Origin of the sequence: Lysinibacillus sphaericus (assembly GCF_001629735.1) — a bacterium.
GTDB classification, from domain to species: domain Bacteria; phylum Bacillota; class Bacilli; order Bacillales_A; family Planococcaceae; genus Lysinibacillus; species Lysinibacillus pinottii.
In genome coordinates, this window is sequence record NZ_CP015224.1 from 2,475,170 (window position 1) to 2,492,930 (window position 17,761).

The window sequence follows — 17,761 nt, forward strand, 5'->3', positions numbered from 1 at the left end:
GTCTTAATCGACAAATTCAAATTCAAACTCTTGTAGGCGAACTGTATCGCCATCCTGTGCTCCACGTTCACGTAGAGCCTCGTCCACACCCATTGCACGCAATTGACGAGCAAAACGACGTATTCCATCTTCACGGCTAAAGTCCGTCATTTTAAATAAACGTTCAATGGCATAGCCACTAATAATAAATGTACCATCATCGTCACGAGTGATTTCAAAATCTTCACCTTTTGCCTCATGCTTGTACATAACCGTTGCGTCTGATTGTTCCTCTACTTCATCATACAGTGGGAATTCAGGCGTTACTTCTAATAGATCCGCAATAGCAAACAATAGCTCTTTTAATCCTTGACGAGAAACAGCAGAAATTGGGAAAATCTGAACGTCTTCCCCTACCTTTTGGCGGAATGCTGTTAAGTTTTCCTCTGCATCTGGCATATCCATTTTATTGGCTACAATAATTTGTGGACGCTCTGTTAACCGAAGATTATATTGTTTTAGTTCTTCATTGATTGTTAAATAATCCTCATATGGATCGCGACCTTCCATTCCTGACATATCAATCACATGGACAATAACGCGTGTACGTTCAATATGTCGTAAAAATTGGTGGCCTAATCCTACCCCTTCATGAGCTCCCTCAATTAGCCCTGGTAAATCTGCCATCGCAAAGCTTCGGTGATCATCTGTTTCAATCATGCCTAAGTTCGGTACAATTGTCGTGAAATGATACGCACCAATTTTTGGCTTAGCAGCAGAAACAACAGATAAAAGTGTTGATTTACCAACACTTGGGAAACCAACTAATCCTACATCTGCTAAAACTTTTAACTCTAATATAACATTTAATTCTTGTCCTGGCTCACCTTTTTCAGAAAGTTCTGGCGCTGGGTTGGCAGGTGTTGCAAAGCGAGAATTTCCACGTCCACCTCGCCCTGCTTTCGCAATAACGGCTCTTTGCCCATGCTCGACTAAGTCAGCAATAACAGCATTTGTTTCTTCATTCATAACCACTGTACCTGGTGGAACTTTAACAATTAAATCTTCCGCATTTTTACCGTGCATGCCTTTACTCATACCATGCTCGCCACGCGGTGCTTTAAAATGGCGTTTATAGCGGAAATCCATTAACGTACGTAAGCCTTCCTCTACTTCAAATACGACATTCCCGCCATGTCCACCATCTCCACCAGCTGGACCACCATTCGGTACATATTTTTCTCGGCGAAAGGCAACCATGCCATCTCCGCCGTCTCCACCTTTAACATAAATCTTTACGTGATCGACAAACATTTAGTTCACTCCCTATTTGCACTCAAGACATATTGCCAGCGTGTATTTGTCTGCTCAATTGTTTGAATGTCGAATTGTTTCAAACCTTTTTCGGTGAATGCATCAGCACTCCATAACCCATTTAGCGTGAATGTCACGGCAAATGTATGATCGTCAACACGTACATCAAGCGTTAGGATCTGCTCTGTAAATGGATCTAATGTATCATAAACATGCATAACTGTTTTGTTTAAGTAATCTACAACTTCCTGATCAATCTCATTGGTCACAGGCTTTTTTATCTCGCCGTTTATTTTCCAAGTGAAGGAAGGGAAACGCCATCCTGCTGTTTGGAGCCATTCAATTGTTTGTGGTAATTGTAGTCGATTGAGGATAGAAAACACTCTTAACTGTTCTGAAAAATGCTGAATAAGTTCCTTTGATTCATCAACTCTACCTAAATCTAAATTCATGCGAATCAATTGCAGTTGATTCACAAAATCATGATTTGCAAAACGTAATACTTCACTAATGGTTAGTGATTGATTGTTCATCCCATTCACTCCAATAAAGTTATCTTTACTAGTATAACAAGTTTTGCTGTATTTTTCCCTTAATTCTTTATTCAATTATCCCTGAGCATATTTGAATAAAGAATCAGTTTGCTTTGGACCAACAAGATGTTGATTAGTCCTTGCCTCAAGGCATGGCTACCATAGACAGAATTCCTTTATTTCGATGGTTTTAACTCTACTGAAATAAAATGAAAACCGTCATCACCTTGAGCTATTGATCCATGTTTAATTCTACAGTCGTCTGTTGAAAGAGGCTGAAATTTAGCCAAAAAAAGGACTGCAATAAATGCAGTCCTCCGCTTTATGATATCTTATAAAAGATTAAGCTTCTTGTGGTGCTGGGTATACAGATACTTGTTTGCGATCGCGACCTAAACGTTCGAATTTAACAACGCCGTCAACTTTAGCAAATAGTGTATCGTCACCACCACGACCTACGTTTGTACCTGGGTAAATTTTTGTACCGCGTTGACGGTAAAGAATTGAACCACCAGTTACGAATTGGCCATCAGCACGTTTAGCACCAAGTCGTTTAGACTCAGAGTCACGTCCGTTTTTAGTAGAACCTACCCCTTTTTTCGATGCAAAAAGTTGAAGGTCTAATGCTAATAATAATTTCATCGAGTTCCACCTCCTACTTGGTTGTAGTTGATTTGGATGTATTGTCCGTAATTCTGCACCATAGAATACACTTGGGCAGTCATTACTTGAACAATTAACTGTAGTTTTGCATCTACTTCAGGCTCTAAATCTGTTGGAAGATCCACCTTAAGATAGCCTCCACCTTCAGCAGCTTGTTCGACTTCTGGTTGAATTTGTAATAATGCATAAATAGCATTTACAGTACCAATGGCAATGGTAGATGCTCCTGCACATACTAAATCTTTCCCAGATTCATCGTACCCAGCATGTCCTGAAAATTCGAATGCTGACACATGTCTATTTTCATCATGATGAATCGTAACTTGTATCATTCGCTACACCTCACTATTAAGCGTTGATTGCTTCAACAACTAATTTTGTGTAAGGTTGACGGTGACCTTGTTTACGACGGTAGTTCTTTTTAGCTTTCAATTTGAAAACAACGATTTTTTTCGCACGGCCTTCTTTAACAACTTTCGCTGTTACAGTAGCACCATCTACGAATGGAGCACCAACTTTAACGTTTTCGCCACCTACGAATAAAACTTTATCAAAAGTTACAACCTCGTCAGCTTCTACGCCTAATTTTTCAACGTAGATTTCTTGACCAGCTTCTACTTTGATTTGTTTACCACCAGTTTCAATAATTGCGTACATTTTACTGCACCTCCTCTTAAACTCAGACTCGCCTGTTTTATAAAGGTGATCTTATAGTAAGATACTTATACCTTCCCAGAGCGGTTGTAGTAGCACGGGTGCTACAAACAATAACATTAAAATATTACCACACGGCTTTTTTTAAGTCAATCTATTCATAACATATTTTTCAAAAGCTATACGATATTTTCGGTAACGCCATTCTTTTAAAACTTGTAGCCAAATGAATAAACAAATAATTGCTAAAAAAATAGATTGCGGTAGGAAATTTAAAGTTATCAGAAATAATGTAGTGGCCACTATGAAGGACAGCCAATAATACACTTCCACCACTTGAGCTTTTGGAAAATTTAAGAATAACCACGCTAACAATATCCTACCACCATCTAATGGTAGGATGGGGATCATATTCACTAATAATAGCACAAGTTGAACACTAATAAGCTTACCTGCAATTAGTTCAGGCATAAAAAAAGCGAGGCCAATCCCCAAGATAGTAGCGATTGGTCCTCCTAATGCAATCCATAGGAGTGACGATGCTTGCACAACCGCTGGATTTTCAAATTGTATTTCCCCCCCGTAAGGTGTAATAACACATGATTTCACTCTTACGCCGCACAGTAAAGCTACTAATAAATGACCTGCTTCATGCCACAATAGCGAGAAAAAAATAATAGCGTAATAAGCAAGTTGTCCACTAAAAATCATGACAAATACGAGAGGAATACAAAGAAGATGTAATTTAATCTTCATTAGTCTCCATCGTTTCCAACCATTGTACAATTTGCTCTAAATCGTAATGGCTATCTCCCTTTTCAATGGAAAGATAAAGTTGCCCAGCTTCTTTCATACCAATCAAATCATTTGCCTGTATAGATGTATACGGAAGCTGTGCTAAGCTATCTAGCATGCCATAAGAGACGGTTGTACCATCATCATAACTAATGGTCATAGTCTTACCAGTATATTTGGTATGACCTGTGAACACGACTAAACCATTCTGTCCGGCATAAACTGGTAAACCAACATCGTACTGCAATAAATATCCCTCTTTAAAAACCTGGGCATTAGCAAATGTTAAAAGATCTGCTTGCCCCACATCACTAGATACTGTAATGGTTTCATTTTCTTTGTCGAACCAACTTTGCCCTAGCTCACTTAAGTACGTTAAATCTGCCGAGGTTGTTACCATTTTTCGAATAGGAGTATCAACTACACCCTGATCTTCTAAACGAATTACAAGCATAGTTGCTGCCACAAGTAGTATCGTGATAAACCATTTCCATTTTTTAAACAAGCCCTCATCCTTTTTTCCACACTATATGTGATTGCATGTCCAAACATGCAAAAAACCTTCTCGCACAATTGCACGAAAAGGTTTTAATTTATCTTGAAAATAATGATTTAAGTTTTGAAAACATACCTCTTTGCTCATCTTGAATAGCCATTAATGGAACCGATTCGCCCAGAATACGACGTGCAATATTTCGATAGCCCAAAGATGCTTTATTAGCAGGGTCCATTACGATTGGTTCTCCTTTATTGGAAGATGAAATAACACCTTCACTATCAACAATAATTCCTAATAAATCGATAGACAAATGGGTTGTAATTTCATTAACATCCAAAGTGTCACCGCTCTTCATCATATGTTGTCGAATACGATTGATGATGAGCTTAGGAGCAGTTATGTCTTCCTGTTCTAATAAACCAATAATTCGATCTGCATCTCGAACAGCAGAAATTTCAGGTGTTGTGACAACAATCGCATGATCTGCACCTGCTACGGCATTTCTATAGCCTTGTTCAATACCTGCCGGACAATCTATTAATACATAATCATAGTCCCTTTTTAATTCCTCTACTAAGCTCTTCATTTGCTCAGGGGTAACAGCATTTTTATCTGTCGTTTGAGCAGCAGGTAATAAAAATAGTTTATCATCCACGCGCTTATCTTTAATCAATGCTTGATGTATTTTACAGCGCCCTTCTACTACATCTACTAGGTCATAAATAATACGATTTTCTAGGCCTAAAATAACATCTAAATTACGCAGGCCAATATCTGTATCAACTAAACATACTTTTTTACCTTGTAGAGCCAATGCAGTCCCAAGGTTAGCCGATGTCGTTGTTTTTCCGACACCACCTTTACCCGAAGTTATGACGATCGCTTCTCCCACACTAGCTTCCTCCCTTAGACACATTTAACAATGGTCGAATATTTTTTAAGGCGTGAATTTGATCGTACGTAATGCGTCCATCGTAACCAATAAATGCACAAGTCATTTCTGCTTGATTAATTTCTTTCACATGCTCATCTGACATTGCTTCCACTTGATCAGCAATCATAATATGCGTAGCTTCAAATTGAGAGGCAGCAATGATTGCTTCCTTATTGCCCTGTACACCAGCATGCACGATTCCTTTTAGTTTACCTAAGACATACACATTGCCACCAGCTTCAACCCGACCGTTTGGATTGACATTTCCTACAATGATAATGTCCCCAGACGAACGTAGAATCTGCCCTGATCTGACCACACCTAAATATGTATCTTGTTGACTTTCAATCATTTTCTGGTTGCTTTCATGGACAGTCAGTACTTCGCTTTGTACACTCGCTACAATGAGTTGCTCTGTTTCTTGCACAATATGGATAAGCTCATCGATCTGTTCATCAGTACAGTATCGATAGCCTAAGTATAATTGTACATCTACTTTACCATCGATACCGCCTTCTAACACTTTTTTCTTTAATTCTTCTACTAAATCGCTATAAGCACATTGGTCGTCAAGACGCAGTACAAATCCGTCCTTCGTTCCCTTCATATTAACTAATTGTTTTTTCATGAATGCCTCACCTCACGTTGTTCTTTGTTAAGAAACCTCACGTGCTCTCTGTAAGACACGCGCATTAATTAGATACTTGAAGGCCCAACCAAGAATCATTAAAAATAAAGCATTTGCAATGATTGTTGGCAGTAGTCGTGAACGTAAGAAATCTGCTAAAGGTATTGCTGTAAAATCGATCAAGAAGAAAAATTGATAGAGTATAAATTCTAAAATGGCTACTAACACAACTGAAATAGTTGTTGTTACGACTAAGTGCTGATGTATAACTTTCACGATAGACCCTGCTAAAAAACATATAAGTGGATATAGAACTGAATATAATCCAATAATATCAATGTAAAACACATCATACAAGACACCAAAAAAAAGTCCATACATTACCGCGCGTTGACGGCTGTAATAGATGGAGATAAAAATGAGATATAAGATTAAAAAACGCGGTACTAGAAAATACACTTCCCCCTTAATTTCAATTGGAGAAAGCATCGCAAACTCTGGTTCTAGCAAGAATAGTAAAACCGCCACAGAAGGAATGAGAAAACGAACCATCATTCCGCCTCCTCTTCATTCGTATCTTGCGGGTTTGTTAAATCTTCGTTCGTTGAGCTACCATCTGAACCATCAATAACTGTAGATGTACGCTTAGCAATAACAACATGCTCTAAAATCGAAAAATCAGCAGATGGTCTGACATACGCCATTTTTGTTAAGCCGTGATCATCTGTACTAACCTCTGTAATTTCTCCGATAGGAACACCTTTAGGGAAAATACCTCCGAGTCCTGAAGAAACTACCTGCTCGCCTTCTTTAACCTTAAAACTAGAATCGATTCGCTTCATAATGAGTTCATTACGTTCTTCATCAAAGCCCTCGATTAAACCGTATGCTTCTTTTTCACCTAACACCATTGCAGAAACACGATAGTTAGGATTATTTGTATTTAAAAGCTCTACCTCAGAAGTGAAAGGCGTCACTAGTGTAATTTTCCCAACTAGCCCCTTCGCCGTCATAACTGCCATGTTTTTTTGAACTCCATGAGAAGATCCTTTGTCTAAAATGATTTTCTCTTCCCATTGGTCAGGATTTCTAGCAATCACTGTTGCTTGAATAGGATTATACGCCTTTAAGCTCTCACTTTTATCCAAAAGCTCACGAAGCTTTTTATTCTCTGATTTTAAATCCGTAGCCTCAGCTTGTACAACTGCAAAATCTTCTAAGCGTGCTTTTAAACGTTTATTTTCTTCGTACGTGTTTAAGAGGGAGTCAATACTATTAAAAATACCATTAACATAATTCGCCGGCTTCGCAACAAGCGATTGTGCGACGCCGACAGTATCTTTAATAATTTGCTCTGGTAAAGTAGCATTCGTCCGATCACGTAATGAGAAGCTAATCAATGCCACAAGAAAAACCATGCCTACGAGCAGCAAAATTACTTTCTTATTGAAAAAAAAATGTGGCATTGCCTAAACCTCCTTACCCTTTAACCTGTTGTTGACGAATTAAGTCCATATGATCTAAAGCTTTACCCGTACCAATTGCTACACAGTCTAAAGGATCTTCTGCGATAAATACTGGCATATTTGTTTCTTTACTAATCACTTTATCTAAGTTTGTTAATAGTGCGCCACCGCCAGTTAATACGATACCGCGCTCCATCACGTCCGCAGATAATTCGGGAGGTGTCTGTTCTAATGTTTTTCGAACGCCATCAATAATTGATGCAACTGCTTCGCGTAATGACTCAGAAATTTCTTGTGAAGAGATTTCAATTGTTTTTGGTAAACCTGTTAGAAGGTCACGACCTCTAATTTCCATCTTCTCTTCTGGTCCTTCAGCTAATGCCGTACCAATTTCCATTTTTACCGCTTCTGCAGTACGTTCACCAATTGTTAAATTATACGTTTTACGGATATATGAAATGATAGATTGATCCATTGCGTCCCCACCAACACGTACGGACTCACTTGTTACAATACCGCCTAGTGAAATAACAGCTACTTCTGTTGTACCACCGCCGATGTCAACTACCATTGACCCTGTTGGATCCCATACTGGTAAATTTGATCCGATTGCCGCTGCAAATGGCTCTTCGATTGTGAAAGCCTCTTTTGCGCCCGCTTGTCGAGCTGCATCAATAACCGCACGTTGTTCCACTGAAGTAATACCATAAGGCACACAAATCATAACATTTGGTTTTTTCCAATTGCCGCCAGAATTTTTAGAGGCTTCTCTTAAATAATACTGAATCATTGCTGTCGTAATATCGAAATCAGCGATAACGCCATCTTTCATTGGGCGAATTGCTACGATTGAGCCAGGTGTACGACCAATCATATTTTTAGCATCATTACCAACGGCAACGATATCTCCCGTTTTCGTATTTTTTGCTACTACTGAAGGTTCGCGTAAAACGATTCCCTTTCCTTTAATAAACACTAATGTATTCGCTGTGCCGAGGTCAATCCCGACATCTTTGCTTCCTAGTCCAAACAAATTGTGTACTCCCTTTCTATTTAAGCCATACTTTCATTGACATCCATTATCTTTGACAGTCATGTATAGGAATTTGAATTGTATAAAAATACAATTGACTCCTCCTCAAAACCCATAACACTCCGCCAAAGTTTTTATCTTCATCAGTTAGTGTTTCACACCTTGAAAAAACTACACACTTATTTAGCTCACCATCATTTTCGATGGGAGTCTTTCCTGAATCAAGATAAAATTCATACCCTTCATTATAACGGAAAAGCGCAAGAATTTGTAGTGTCACATACTTTATCTCGCAGAAAAGATACTATTTTAATTCCCTCTTAAACTAAAAATAGTACGTATAGATTAGCATATAATTTTTATTCTCATAAGACAATGTGTATCAAGCTACCAATTTTTGTGAAGATAATATCAGTTTCTAGAATACATTAACGATTTGAATCGAAAAAGGTTCGCCATTAAACCACAAAAAAATACAAAAATTTTAGGAAAATGCCTCTATTGTCATAGCGATAAGATATTCAAATTTGATTGTAAAGCTCTCCTAAGACATCTAATCAAACTAAAAAACTCTGCAAATTTCTTGCAGAGTTAAAAATACCCTTTTTCCTTCAAACTAATGAATTGGTGATCGCCGATAATTACATGATCAATTAATTCAATCCCCATAATATAACCAGCCTCTTCAATTCGCTTTGTGACCTCAATGTCCTCCTCACTTGGAGTTGGTACTCCACTAGGATGATTATGCGCACAAATAATTGAAGCAGCAGATCGCTTCACTGCTTCTCGAAAAATTTCCCGTGGGTGCACGATAGAGGCATTTAAGCTGCCAATGAAAATCGTTTGTCTGTGAATGATTTGGTTTTTGATATTTAAAAAAAGAACAACAAAATGTTCCTGATTAAGAGAAGTCATGTCAGGCATTAAATAAGCAGCCGCATCTTGTGGAGAACGAATTGTAAATTTTTCATCATTTTGTTTTTGAGCGAGTCGTCGACCAAGTTCAATGGCGGCTAATAATTGAATAGCCTTTACCTCACCAATTCCTTTAATAGCGACCATTTCCTCAATGGTAGCGTGTTTTAAATAATGGAGACGTTCGAAAACAGTTAATACTCTATTCGCGAGGACAAGAACGGATTCTTCTTTTGTGCCAGTCCTCAATAAAATAGCAATTAGCTCTTGATTGGATAGACTTTCTGCCCCTTGTCGCATTAGTCTTTCACGCGGGCGATCCTCCAAATGAACATCACGTAACATCAAAGTAGGTAAAGCTTTATCTAGCAAAAATGCTCACTCCTTCGCATATTGGACTATTTGTAGGTTGACCAATTGCGAAAACAACGCTGCAAGTGGTAAACCTACAACATTGTTATAATCTCCTTCAATTCGTTTCACTAAAAGTGTGCCTAACGTCTGAATACCATAGCCTCCTGCTTTATCGAAAGGATCTCCAGAATCGACATAGGCTTCAATCAATACCTTCGATAGAGGATGAAAAACAACTGTGGTTTCTTCCACAAAGAGGTTTTCCTTCCCATTAGGTTCAATAATAGCGACCGCTGTCATCACGACGTGTTTACGGTCTGATAAACGTAATAAATGAGCAATAGCTTCCTCACGAGATTTTGGTTTATGTAGCAGCTCATCATTGTCGACAACAATTGTATCAGCACCAATGATTGTTGCATTGGATACTTTTTTCGCTACATCTCGTGTTTTTAAGAGGGCTACTCCTTTTACATATTCCTGCATGGAACTTGCTTGTACACTTGTTTCTTCAACTTCACTTGTCATGACCTCAAACGGAAGTGCTAACATTTCTAACAATTCCTTTCTTCTTGGTGAAGCAGAGGCAAGTATAAGCTTGTGGTTTGTTTTTAACATGATCCGACCATCCTTCCTTATCCTTATGATACAGAAGAATGTTCGATTTGAAAATTTTCTAAAAATCAAGATAATAATGATTTACTATCTTTTACTTTTAAAATTTCACTTGGAGACAAGTATTTTTCGCCTGATAATGAGCAAAAACTTGCAAACGGATGACGCTGACATCGTTAGAAATAGTAGAGGCAGCCGCTCCAATTGATTGCCAATCCTCAGGTAAAGTTGAATCCTTCCCGTTTTCCTTAAAATTTAATTTTGTAGCTTTTTTGTCTGCTAATGCTGTTGGCAGTTCTACAAGAGTTGGCTCCTTACAGCTTTCACCACTAACACTAAATGCTTTTTTAAAGGTTGCGGGTTCCTGTAAAAATTTAAGCTGACTTTCTTCATTTACCATGCTTGTCCAAACATAAAACTTACCATCAACCTCAATAATGGCGCTCTCTTTTAATGCAGGATACTCAGCAACAAATGCACTTGCACTCTCATAGTTAGAATATACGCCTGCTTGACTAGCATAAAACATAGGTGCATTAGATGTACTGGTTGTCTCACCGGCAGTTGGAATGGTTTCTGATTGTGATTGATTAGTTGCCACATCACTACCCTTATTCTTTATCGGTAACTGGGTACTGGCTTGTAAAACACCTAAAAAAATGGCTACACCTAACAAACCCACAAATCCACCAATAATCATTGCCCGAAATATTTGTTTTTTCATCACATGACTTACAATTTTCATCCATCTATCACCTCATCCTTCCACCTATCCGTACACGTTTCAATAAAACGAGATTTCAATATATAAAAGTATATGTAGAATTAGTGGTGTAAATGCGAATTTAATGAGATTTGATTCATAACAAAAGCGGCATACATTCATAAAAAAACTAGGACTTCCTATTAGGAGCCCTAGTCATTTCATACTTTTAAGCTATTTCGTACTGCCGTTAATAAATATAATGAGCCAGATACAACCGTTCTTCGCTTGCTGTCTGATTGTACCTGTAAAAATTGCACATAATCCACTAAGATATTTTTAGATGTTGCTTTGGAAAGACCCAGCAAATTTTGCGCAGCCATCGCTCTTGGATTATCAAAATCAACAAAATAAAATTCATCACTAACTTGCTCTAACAGTCGAAGAATTTGTTGAACATCTTTGTCTGCTAGTATGCCCACAACAAATGTGATTTGCTCTCCTGGAAACTCATTTTTTATCGTTTCTACTAATGTTTCAGCACTGGCTGGGTTATGCGCCCCATCGACAATAACAAATGGTATGATTTCTTCAAAACGGCCTAAAATAGCCGCTTTTTTCACAGCCTCTCGAACTGCTGTTTTTTTCACAGGCACATTAAAAAATGCTGCCACTTCAAGGAATGCTGAGATAGCAAGTGCCATATTATTGGCCTGATGAGGCCCTTTCATTGAACGTGTTAGATGGGAGAATTGGACATTTCGTCCGTCATTTAAATAATATTCTCCTTCAGTCGATGAGGATATTGAAAAATGTTGACCTATTTCATATACGTTGGCTTTTTTCTGAGTAGCCTCTGCATAAACAACACGCTTGGCATCTTCTGGCAAATTACCGATAATGACAGGGCGATTTTGTTTAATAATACCTGCTTTATGGCGCGCAATACTGTCAATTGTATTGCCCAAAAATTGGGTGTGCTCTAAAGCTATACTTGGGATAATGGAGACGATGGGTATGACCACATTCGTACTATCCAATAATCCCCCCATACCCGCTTCAATCAATGAAAGATCAACATCATTATTCACAAAATATAAAAATGCTGCCACAGTCAAAAGTTCAAAATCTGTTAGTTTCCCACTTAAACCGGCTGCATGCATTTGTCGAAAAACGGCATCCATATCAGCTTCGGTAATAGGTTGACCATCTATTTGAATTTGGTCGTGCACATCGACTATACAAGGTGACATAAATTTACCCACTCGTAATGTATGTTCTTTGGCGAGAGCCTCAAGAAAGGTTAATGTGGAGCCCTTCCCATTTGTGCCTGCCAAGTGTACAACATGTAAGGCTTGCTGAGGGTTTCCAACTAATAGCAAAGCCTCCTCCATCGCCACAAGACCAGGTTTTATGACATCATCACTGTGGACAGCCCACTTCTCTTTATAGTGATTGAATCCCGGTATCATCGTCCTTCCTCCTGTAGCCACTGGCGAACATTCGCTATGAAATATAAAGAACCGGTAATCACAACAACATCCTCTTCAGCTCTTTCACGTAGTACAGTTTGTACAGATTCCATCCAATCCTCATGGTACGATTTATTGGCATTCGTTGATAATATGGATAAATCTTTAGCAGGCATTGCATTGGGTAGGTTAATTTGTGTAAAAGTAATTGACGTTGCAACATCATCCATTAGTGCAATACTATTTGCGTGATCCTTATCTGCTAATGCTGCATACACAAAACGATAATGGCTTTTTGGAAATACATTTTTAAGTGTTTGGATAAGTGCAGCAGTCCCCTCTGAATTATGGGCACCATCTAAAACAATTTTTTGTGGCCATTGTTCGAAGCGACCAGCCCAATGTGCATATAGAAGTCCATGCCGAATGGATTGGTCTGACAGGGTAATGGCTCCCTCTTCCCGTAATGCGAGGATTGCTGTAATGGCAAGGATTGCATTATTGATTTGATGGGGACCAGCCATTTTTAAAGCTATATCAGTCATTACAATATTACTCTTTTCATACGTGAATTGCTGAACGTCTGTACCTTGTAAAATATCTGAAACAGTAAAATCTTGTCCTAAAATGAAGCATTGAGCCTGTTGTGCATCTGCTGTTTGTTTTATAACAGCTAATGCTTCTTCATTGCTAACCCCTATAACAACCGGAACACCCTTTTTTATGATGCCAGCCTTTTCAGAGGCAACCTTGGCAAATGTATCACCTAAAAAGGCAGTATGCTCAAGTGAAATTGTCGTAATAATTGCTAGTAGTGGCGACACGACATTGGTTGCATCTAAACGCCCTCCAAGCCCCGTTTCAATAAGCGCTATATCAATTCCCTGATCGGCAAAAAATTGAAACATTACTAGTGTTACTACTTCAAAAAAGCTTGGAAAATCTCCATTATACTGTTCTTCTATAATCTTAGCTAGTTTATTGAAATAGTATAAAAATTGTTCATCAGTTATCGGCTCACCATTAATGGTCATCCTTTCATTAACTCGCTCTAAATGTGGGGAAGTAAATGCCCCTACTTGGTACCCAGCGTGTTGTAGCATTTCTCTAAGGGCATTCACTGTAGAACCCTTTCCATTCGAACCGGCCACATGAATCACGCGTAGTTTATTGTGAGGATTCTCTAAATGTGCTAGTACTTCTTTCATTAGTACAAGCGGTGCACGTTTATGGTCAACGGCTTTTAGGGTAAAAATAAATTCCGTACATTCGTTCATTGTGTTAAACAAAAGAAACACTCCCTCTTACTGCAATATCTCTATTTTAGTACAAGTAACATTTAATAACATAGATTAATGACAAAAAAATAGAAAAAACACACAGCTAGCTACTGCGTGTTTGATAAGTAATTCTGTTAATGTACTTGGTGAGTCCCTAGCAGAGCACCCATATTGTCCAAAATAATTCTTGCATCATTGTTTAATAAAGGTATAACATCAGGACGTTGTACTAATTCAAAAGAATTTTTTAATGTTCTTTTTAACATTGAAATATCAAAATTCGAGCAATACTCATTTATTCTATTGATGATTAACATATCTGCCCGTGATAGTTTTGTACACTCCTGTTGAGTTTGCCTATTTGCTAATACATGTTTAATAAGCACACGCGCACTGGTATTTAATAAACGATAATTTTTCGCTTCTGATAATTTTACTAGATTTGTTTCAATTAATACCCTTGCACTAACAAAATCTAAGTCATCACATGCTTTATTGACTTTCGTAATATAGGTTGTCATATTACCTGTCATTTTCACATCTCCATTCATACCTCAAACCCGCAAAAAAACGTTCAATTGCCATAGCTATTTCATTACAGATCATTTTTCTCGATTACACAACATCATATTAGGTTTTGTTTCCTACTACATTAATAAACATCCTCACCTATTAGACTAATTATTCTAAATAGTACTATATATTTTTACCCATTTCAACGCATAACTTTTGCTCCATATAAAAAAAGCAATGGATGACTTTATTGTCATCCATTGCTCAACTATTACATATTTTTTAGTTCTTCTAAACGTTTTAATACAACCGCGTGCTTACTTTCATAATCTGCTAATTTTTCACGTTCAACATTTACTAATGCCTCAGGTGCTTTCGATACGAACTTTTCATTTGATAGCTTACCTGTCACTAACTTTACTTCTTTCGCCCATTTCTCTAACTCTTTTTCAAGACGAGCGATTTCTTCCTCTAAATTAATTAGCCCAACAAGTGGTAGGAAAACTTGGGCACCTGTAATAACTGCTGTCATCGATTGACCTGGTGCCTCTAAACCTTCACCAATTGTTAACGTATCTGGATTACAGAATTTCTCTAAATAAGCTTTATTCGCTTCAAGTACTGCCACTGTTGCAGCATCTTTCGCAGAGATAAACAACGGCACTTTTTTGCTCATTGGCGTGTTTACTTCCGCACGAATATTACGAACTGAACGTATAATATCCATTAGGAGCTTCATATTATCTGATTCGTCAGCAAAATGAAGATCCGTGCGTACTGTTGGCCATGCAGCTACTGTAATTGATTCTCCATCATGTGGTAAGTGTTGCCAAATTTCTTCTGTAATGAATGGCATAAATGGATGTAATAGACGCATCGTTTGATCGAGTACGTACGCTAAAATAGAACGAGTTGTCTTTTTAGCAGCTTCATCCTCACCATAAAGTGGTAACTTCGCCATTTCAATATACCAAGAACAGAAATCATCCCAAATGAAATTGTAAAGCTCACGACCAACTTCACCAAACTCATAGCGCTCTGCCAGAGATGTTACACGTTCAATTGTTTCATTTAAGCGTGTTAAAATCCATTTGTCAGCAACTGATTTTTCACCTGTTAAATCAATTTCATCATATGTCATTCCATCCATATTCATAAGTGCAAAACGGGATGCATTCCAAATCTTATTCGAAAAATTCCATACAGCCTCTACTTTCTCAGTAGTATAGCGTAAGTCTTGACCAGGTGATGAACCTGTTGCTAAGAAGTAGCGTAATGAGTCTGCACCATACTGCTCAATAACATCCATTGGATCTACACCATTGCCAAGTGACTTACTCATTTTTCGCCCTTCACCATCACGTACTAATCCGTGAATTAATACATCCTTGAATGGGCGTTGTTCTGTAAATTCAAGACCTTGGAAAATCATTCGAGATACCCAGAAGAAAATAATATCATAGCCTGTTACGAGTGTATTTGTTGGGTAATAACGTTTATATTCTTCATTTGCCTCGTCTGGCCAGCCCATTGTAGAAAACGGCCATAGTGCTGAAGAGAACCATGTATCTAGTACATCTTCATCCTGTGTCCAATTTTCTGCATCAACCGGTGCTTCTTTTCCTACGTAAATTTCACCTGTTTCATTATGGTACCAAGCTGGGATTTGATGGCCCCACCATAATTGACGAGAAATACACCAATCACGAATATTTTCCATCCAGCGAGAATAAGTGTTTTCAAAACGAGCTGGAACAAAGTTTACTTTACCTTCTTGGTCTTTTTGAAGCTCTAATGAAGAGTCTGCAAGTGGTTGCATTTTAACGAACCATTGTGCTGAAAGATATGGCTCTACAACAGCACCAGAGCGTTCAGAATGCCCTACTGAATGCATATGTTCTTCGATGCGTATTAACACGCCTGCTTCTTGTAAATCAGCAACAATTTGTTTACGGCATTCAAAACGGTCCATACCGTTGTATTTGCCAGCAAGTTCGTTCATTGTGCCATCTTCATTCATCACAAGGATACGTTCAAGGTTGTGACGATTACCAACTTCAAAGTCATTTGGATCATGTGCAGGTGTCATTTTTACAACCCCTGTTCCAAATTCCATATCAACATAGTCATCAGCTACAATCGGAATTTCGCGACCTACAATCGGTAAGATAACTGTTTTACCAATTAAATGCTGATAACGTTCATCTTTCGGGTGAACAGCTACTCCAGAGTCGCCAAGCATTGTCTCAGGACGTGTTGTCGCAACCTCTACATATCCTGAGCCATCAGCCAAAGGATATTTCATATGATAGAAGGCACCCTGCACATCCTGGTAAATAACCTCAATATCAGACAATGCCGTTTTAGCAGCCGGATCCCAGTTAATAATGCGTTCACCACGATAGATTAAGCCTTTTTCATATAATTGAACAAATACTGTGTTAACTGCCTCTGAAAGACCTTTATCAAGTGTGAAACGCTCACGTGTGTAGTCTAATCCAAGGCCAAGCTTTGCCCATTGATCACGAATATGTCCAGCATATTCTTCTTTCCATTCCCATGTCTTCTCGAGGAATTTTTCACGTCCTAAATCATAACGTGTAATATTATCCTCACGTAGCTTTGCTTCTACTTTTGCCTGTGTAGCAATACCGGCATGGTCCATACCTGGTAACCAAAGTGCATCATATCCTTGCATACGCTTCATACGAATGAGGATGTCTTGTAAAGTCGTATCCCATGCATGACCAAGGTGTAATTTACCTGTTACGTTCGGTGGTGGAATAACAATTGAATAAGGTTTTTTCCCGCTTTCTGGCTGCGCCTCAAAAAATTTCCCTTGTAGCCACCATTCATAGCGACCGGCTTCAATGGACTGTGGGTCATATTTAGTTGGCATTGAAATGTTTTCTGTCATATTGACTCCTCCTAATGTTTGAAGACTATTGATAAAGCAATCACTTTACCAAATAAAAAAACTCCTCTCGTCTAAAAGGACGAAGGAGTTTTAGTTCGCGGTACCACCTTTAATTCCAGCAGCGGTTAAGAAAATGATCATCGAATACATTTCTCAGCCTTATCTACTGGCTCTTAATTCGGTAACGGTGTTTAACCGGCTTTAACTACTGTTAGTTCACTAAAGCTGCTCAAGGGCTACCTTCAATTAAGTACAAATAGAAACTTCTCAGCTACCGTTTCCTCTCTGAAAATGTAAGCATAATTTACTCTTCCCTATCATAGCATCTGTATTTAATTTTCCTTATTGTACCGCAAAAACGTGTAATTTTTCAAGTGATTTAGTCATCTTTTAATAAGAGTAAAGTAAATAGAAAAGGAAGTGAATTTTCAAATGCGTCGACGCAAGTATAACCCCTGGCTTTTACCACCTTGGATAAGGCAAGTTCGTTT

General features: G+C 38.3%; 19 protein-coding genes and 2 other annotated features. All 19 genes read right to left on the bottom strand.

Annotated elements, in window-relative coordinates; genetic code table 11:
* Nucleotides 1–3: 3 nt before the first annotated feature.
* The 19 genes from obgE to A2J09_RS12220 all read right to left on the bottom strand — a co-directional run bounded on the left by obgE (nt 4) and on the right by A2J09_RS12220 (nt 17,270).
* The gene (gene obgE / locus A2J09_RS12130; RefSeq protein ID WP_036162247.1) at nt 4–1,293 is read right to left on the bottom strand and encodes a GTPase ObgE; all 1,290 of its coding nucleotides are present in this window, start codon (nt 1,291–1,293) and stop codon (nt 4–6) included.
* Nucleotides 1,294–1,298: 5 nt separating this feature from the next.
* Nucleotides 1,299–1,826 carry a Spo0B domain-containing protein gene (locus A2J09_RS12135; protein ID WP_031419294.1) on the bottom strand — a complete coding sequence of 176 codons (528 nt, stop codon included), beginning with the start codon at nt 1,824–1,826 and terminating at the stop codon, nt 1,299–1,301.
* Between the two features lie 342 nt (nt 1,827–2,168).
* Complete coding sequence (gene rpmA, locus A2J09_RS12140; protein WP_004226673.1) at nt 2,169–2,468, bottom strand: 50S ribosomal protein L27; 300 nt, start codon at nt 2,466–2,468, stop codon at nt 2,169–2,171.
* Entirely contained in the window at nt 2,465–2,821 is a 357-nt protein-coding gene (locus A2J09_RS12145) for a ribosomal-processing cysteine protease Prp (RefSeq protein ID WP_031419295.1), read from the bottom strand. The genes rpmA and A2J09_RS12145 overlap by 4 nt, the downstream gene beginning before the upstream one ends.
* 16 nt (nt 2,822–2,837) lie before the next feature.
* Complete coding sequence (gene rplU / locus A2J09_RS12150; RefSeq protein ID WP_012295462.1) at nt 2,838–3,146, bottom strand: 50S ribosomal protein L21; 309 nt, start codon at nt 3,144–3,146, stop codon at nt 2,838–2,840.
* Nucleotides 3,147–3,160: 14 nt separating this feature from the next.
* Nucleotides 3,161–3,242 (bottom strand) — a sequence feature (ribosomal protein L21 leader region).
* Between the two features lie 45 nt (nt 3,243–3,287).
* Nucleotides 3,288–3,899: a zinc metalloprotease gene (locus A2J09_RS12155; protein ID WP_031419296.1), complete on the bottom strand. Its 612-nt coding sequence runs from the start codon at nt 3,897–3,899 to the stop codon at nt 3,288–3,290.
* A complete protein-coding gene (locus tag A2J09_RS12160) occupies nt 3,889–4,443 on the bottom strand; it encodes a M23 family metallopeptidase (RefSeq protein WP_031419297.1) in 555 nt (184 codons plus the stop codon). Before A2J09_RS12160 ends, A2J09_RS12155 begins: the two co-directional genes overlap by 11 nt.
* 88 nt (nt 4,444–4,531) lie before the next feature.
* Nucleotides 4,532–5,329 (bottom strand): septum site-determining protein MinD, encoded by a 798-nt coding sequence (gene minD, locus A2J09_RS12165; RefSeq protein WP_012295465.1) that lies wholly within the window; start codon nt 5,327–5,329, stop codon nt 4,532–4,534.
* 1 nt (nt 5,330) lies between these two features.
* Nucleotides 5,331–5,999 carry a septum site-determining protein MinC gene (gene minC / locus A2J09_RS12170; RefSeq protein ID WP_012295466.1) on the bottom strand — a complete coding sequence of 223 codons (669 nt, stop codon included), beginning with the start codon at nt 5,997–5,999 and terminating at the stop codon, nt 5,331–5,333.
* 27 nt (nt 6,000–6,026) lie between these two features.
* Complete coding sequence (gene mreD / locus A2J09_RS12175; protein ID WP_004226656.1) at nt 6,027–6,551, bottom strand: rod shape-determining protein MreD; 525 nt, start codon at nt 6,549–6,551, stop codon at nt 6,027–6,029.
* Nucleotides 6,551–7,465: a rod shape-determining protein MreC gene (gene mreC / locus A2J09_RS12180; protein WP_031419298.1), complete on the bottom strand. Its 915-nt coding sequence runs from the start codon at nt 7,463–7,465 to the stop codon at nt 6,551–6,553. Before mreC ends, mreD begins: the two co-directional genes overlap by 1 nt.
* Before the next feature lie 13 nt (nt 7,466–7,478).
* Nucleotides 7,479–8,498, bottom strand: a complete 1,020-nt coding sequence (locus A2J09_RS12185; protein WP_012295469.1) for a rod shape-determining protein — start codon at nt 8,496–8,498, stop codon at nt 7,479–7,481.
* Nucleotides 8,499–9,089: 591 nt separating this feature from the next.
* A complete protein-coding gene (gene radC, locus A2J09_RS12190; RefSeq protein WP_012295470.1) occupies nt 9,090–9,761 on the bottom strand; it encodes a RadC family protein in 672 nt (223 codons plus the stop codon).
* Between the two features lie 33 nt (nt 9,762–9,794).
* Complete coding sequence (locus A2J09_RS12195) at nt 9,795–10,388, bottom strand: Maf family protein (RefSeq protein ID WP_012295471.1); 594 nt, start codon at nt 10,386–10,388, stop codon at nt 9,795–9,797.
* Nucleotides 10,389–10,485: 97 nt separating this feature from the next.
* Complete coding sequence (locus A2J09_RS12200; RefSeq protein WP_012295472.1) at nt 10,486–11,130, bottom strand: hypothetical protein; 645 nt, start codon at nt 11,128–11,130, stop codon at nt 10,486–10,488.
* A gap of 179 nt (nt 11,131–11,309) precedes the next feature.
* Nucleotides 11,310–12,560 carry a bifunctional folylpolyglutamate synthase/dihydrofolate synthase gene (locus A2J09_RS12205; protein WP_012295473.1) on the bottom strand — a complete coding sequence of 417 codons (1,251 nt, stop codon included), beginning with the start codon at nt 12,558–12,560 and terminating at the stop codon, nt 11,310–11,312.
* Nucleotides 12,557–13,837, bottom strand: coding sequence for a bifunctional folylpolyglutamate synthase/dihydrofolate synthase (locus A2J09_RS12210; protein ID WP_012295474.1), 1,281 nt, complete (start codon nt 13,835–13,837; stop codon nt 12,557–12,559). The genes A2J09_RS12205 and A2J09_RS12210 overlap by 4 nt, the downstream gene beginning before the upstream one ends.
* A 137-nt stretch (nt 13,838–13,974) precedes the next feature.
* Nucleotides 13,975–14,373 carry a hypothetical protein gene (locus A2J09_RS12215; RefSeq protein WP_031419303.1) on the bottom strand — a complete coding sequence of 133 codons (399 nt, stop codon included), beginning with the start codon at nt 14,371–14,373 and terminating at the stop codon, nt 13,975–13,977.
* A 251-nt stretch (nt 14,374–14,624) separates the two neighbouring features.
* Complete coding sequence (locus A2J09_RS12220) at nt 14,625–17,270, bottom strand: valine--tRNA ligase (protein ID WP_012295476.1); 2,646 nt, start codon at nt 17,268–17,270, stop codon at nt 14,625–14,627.
* Between the two features lie 72 nt (nt 17,271–17,342).
* Nucleotides 17,343–17,600: a binding site (T-box leader), on the bottom strand.
* Between the last annotated feature and the right edge of the window lie 161 nt (nt 17,601–17,761).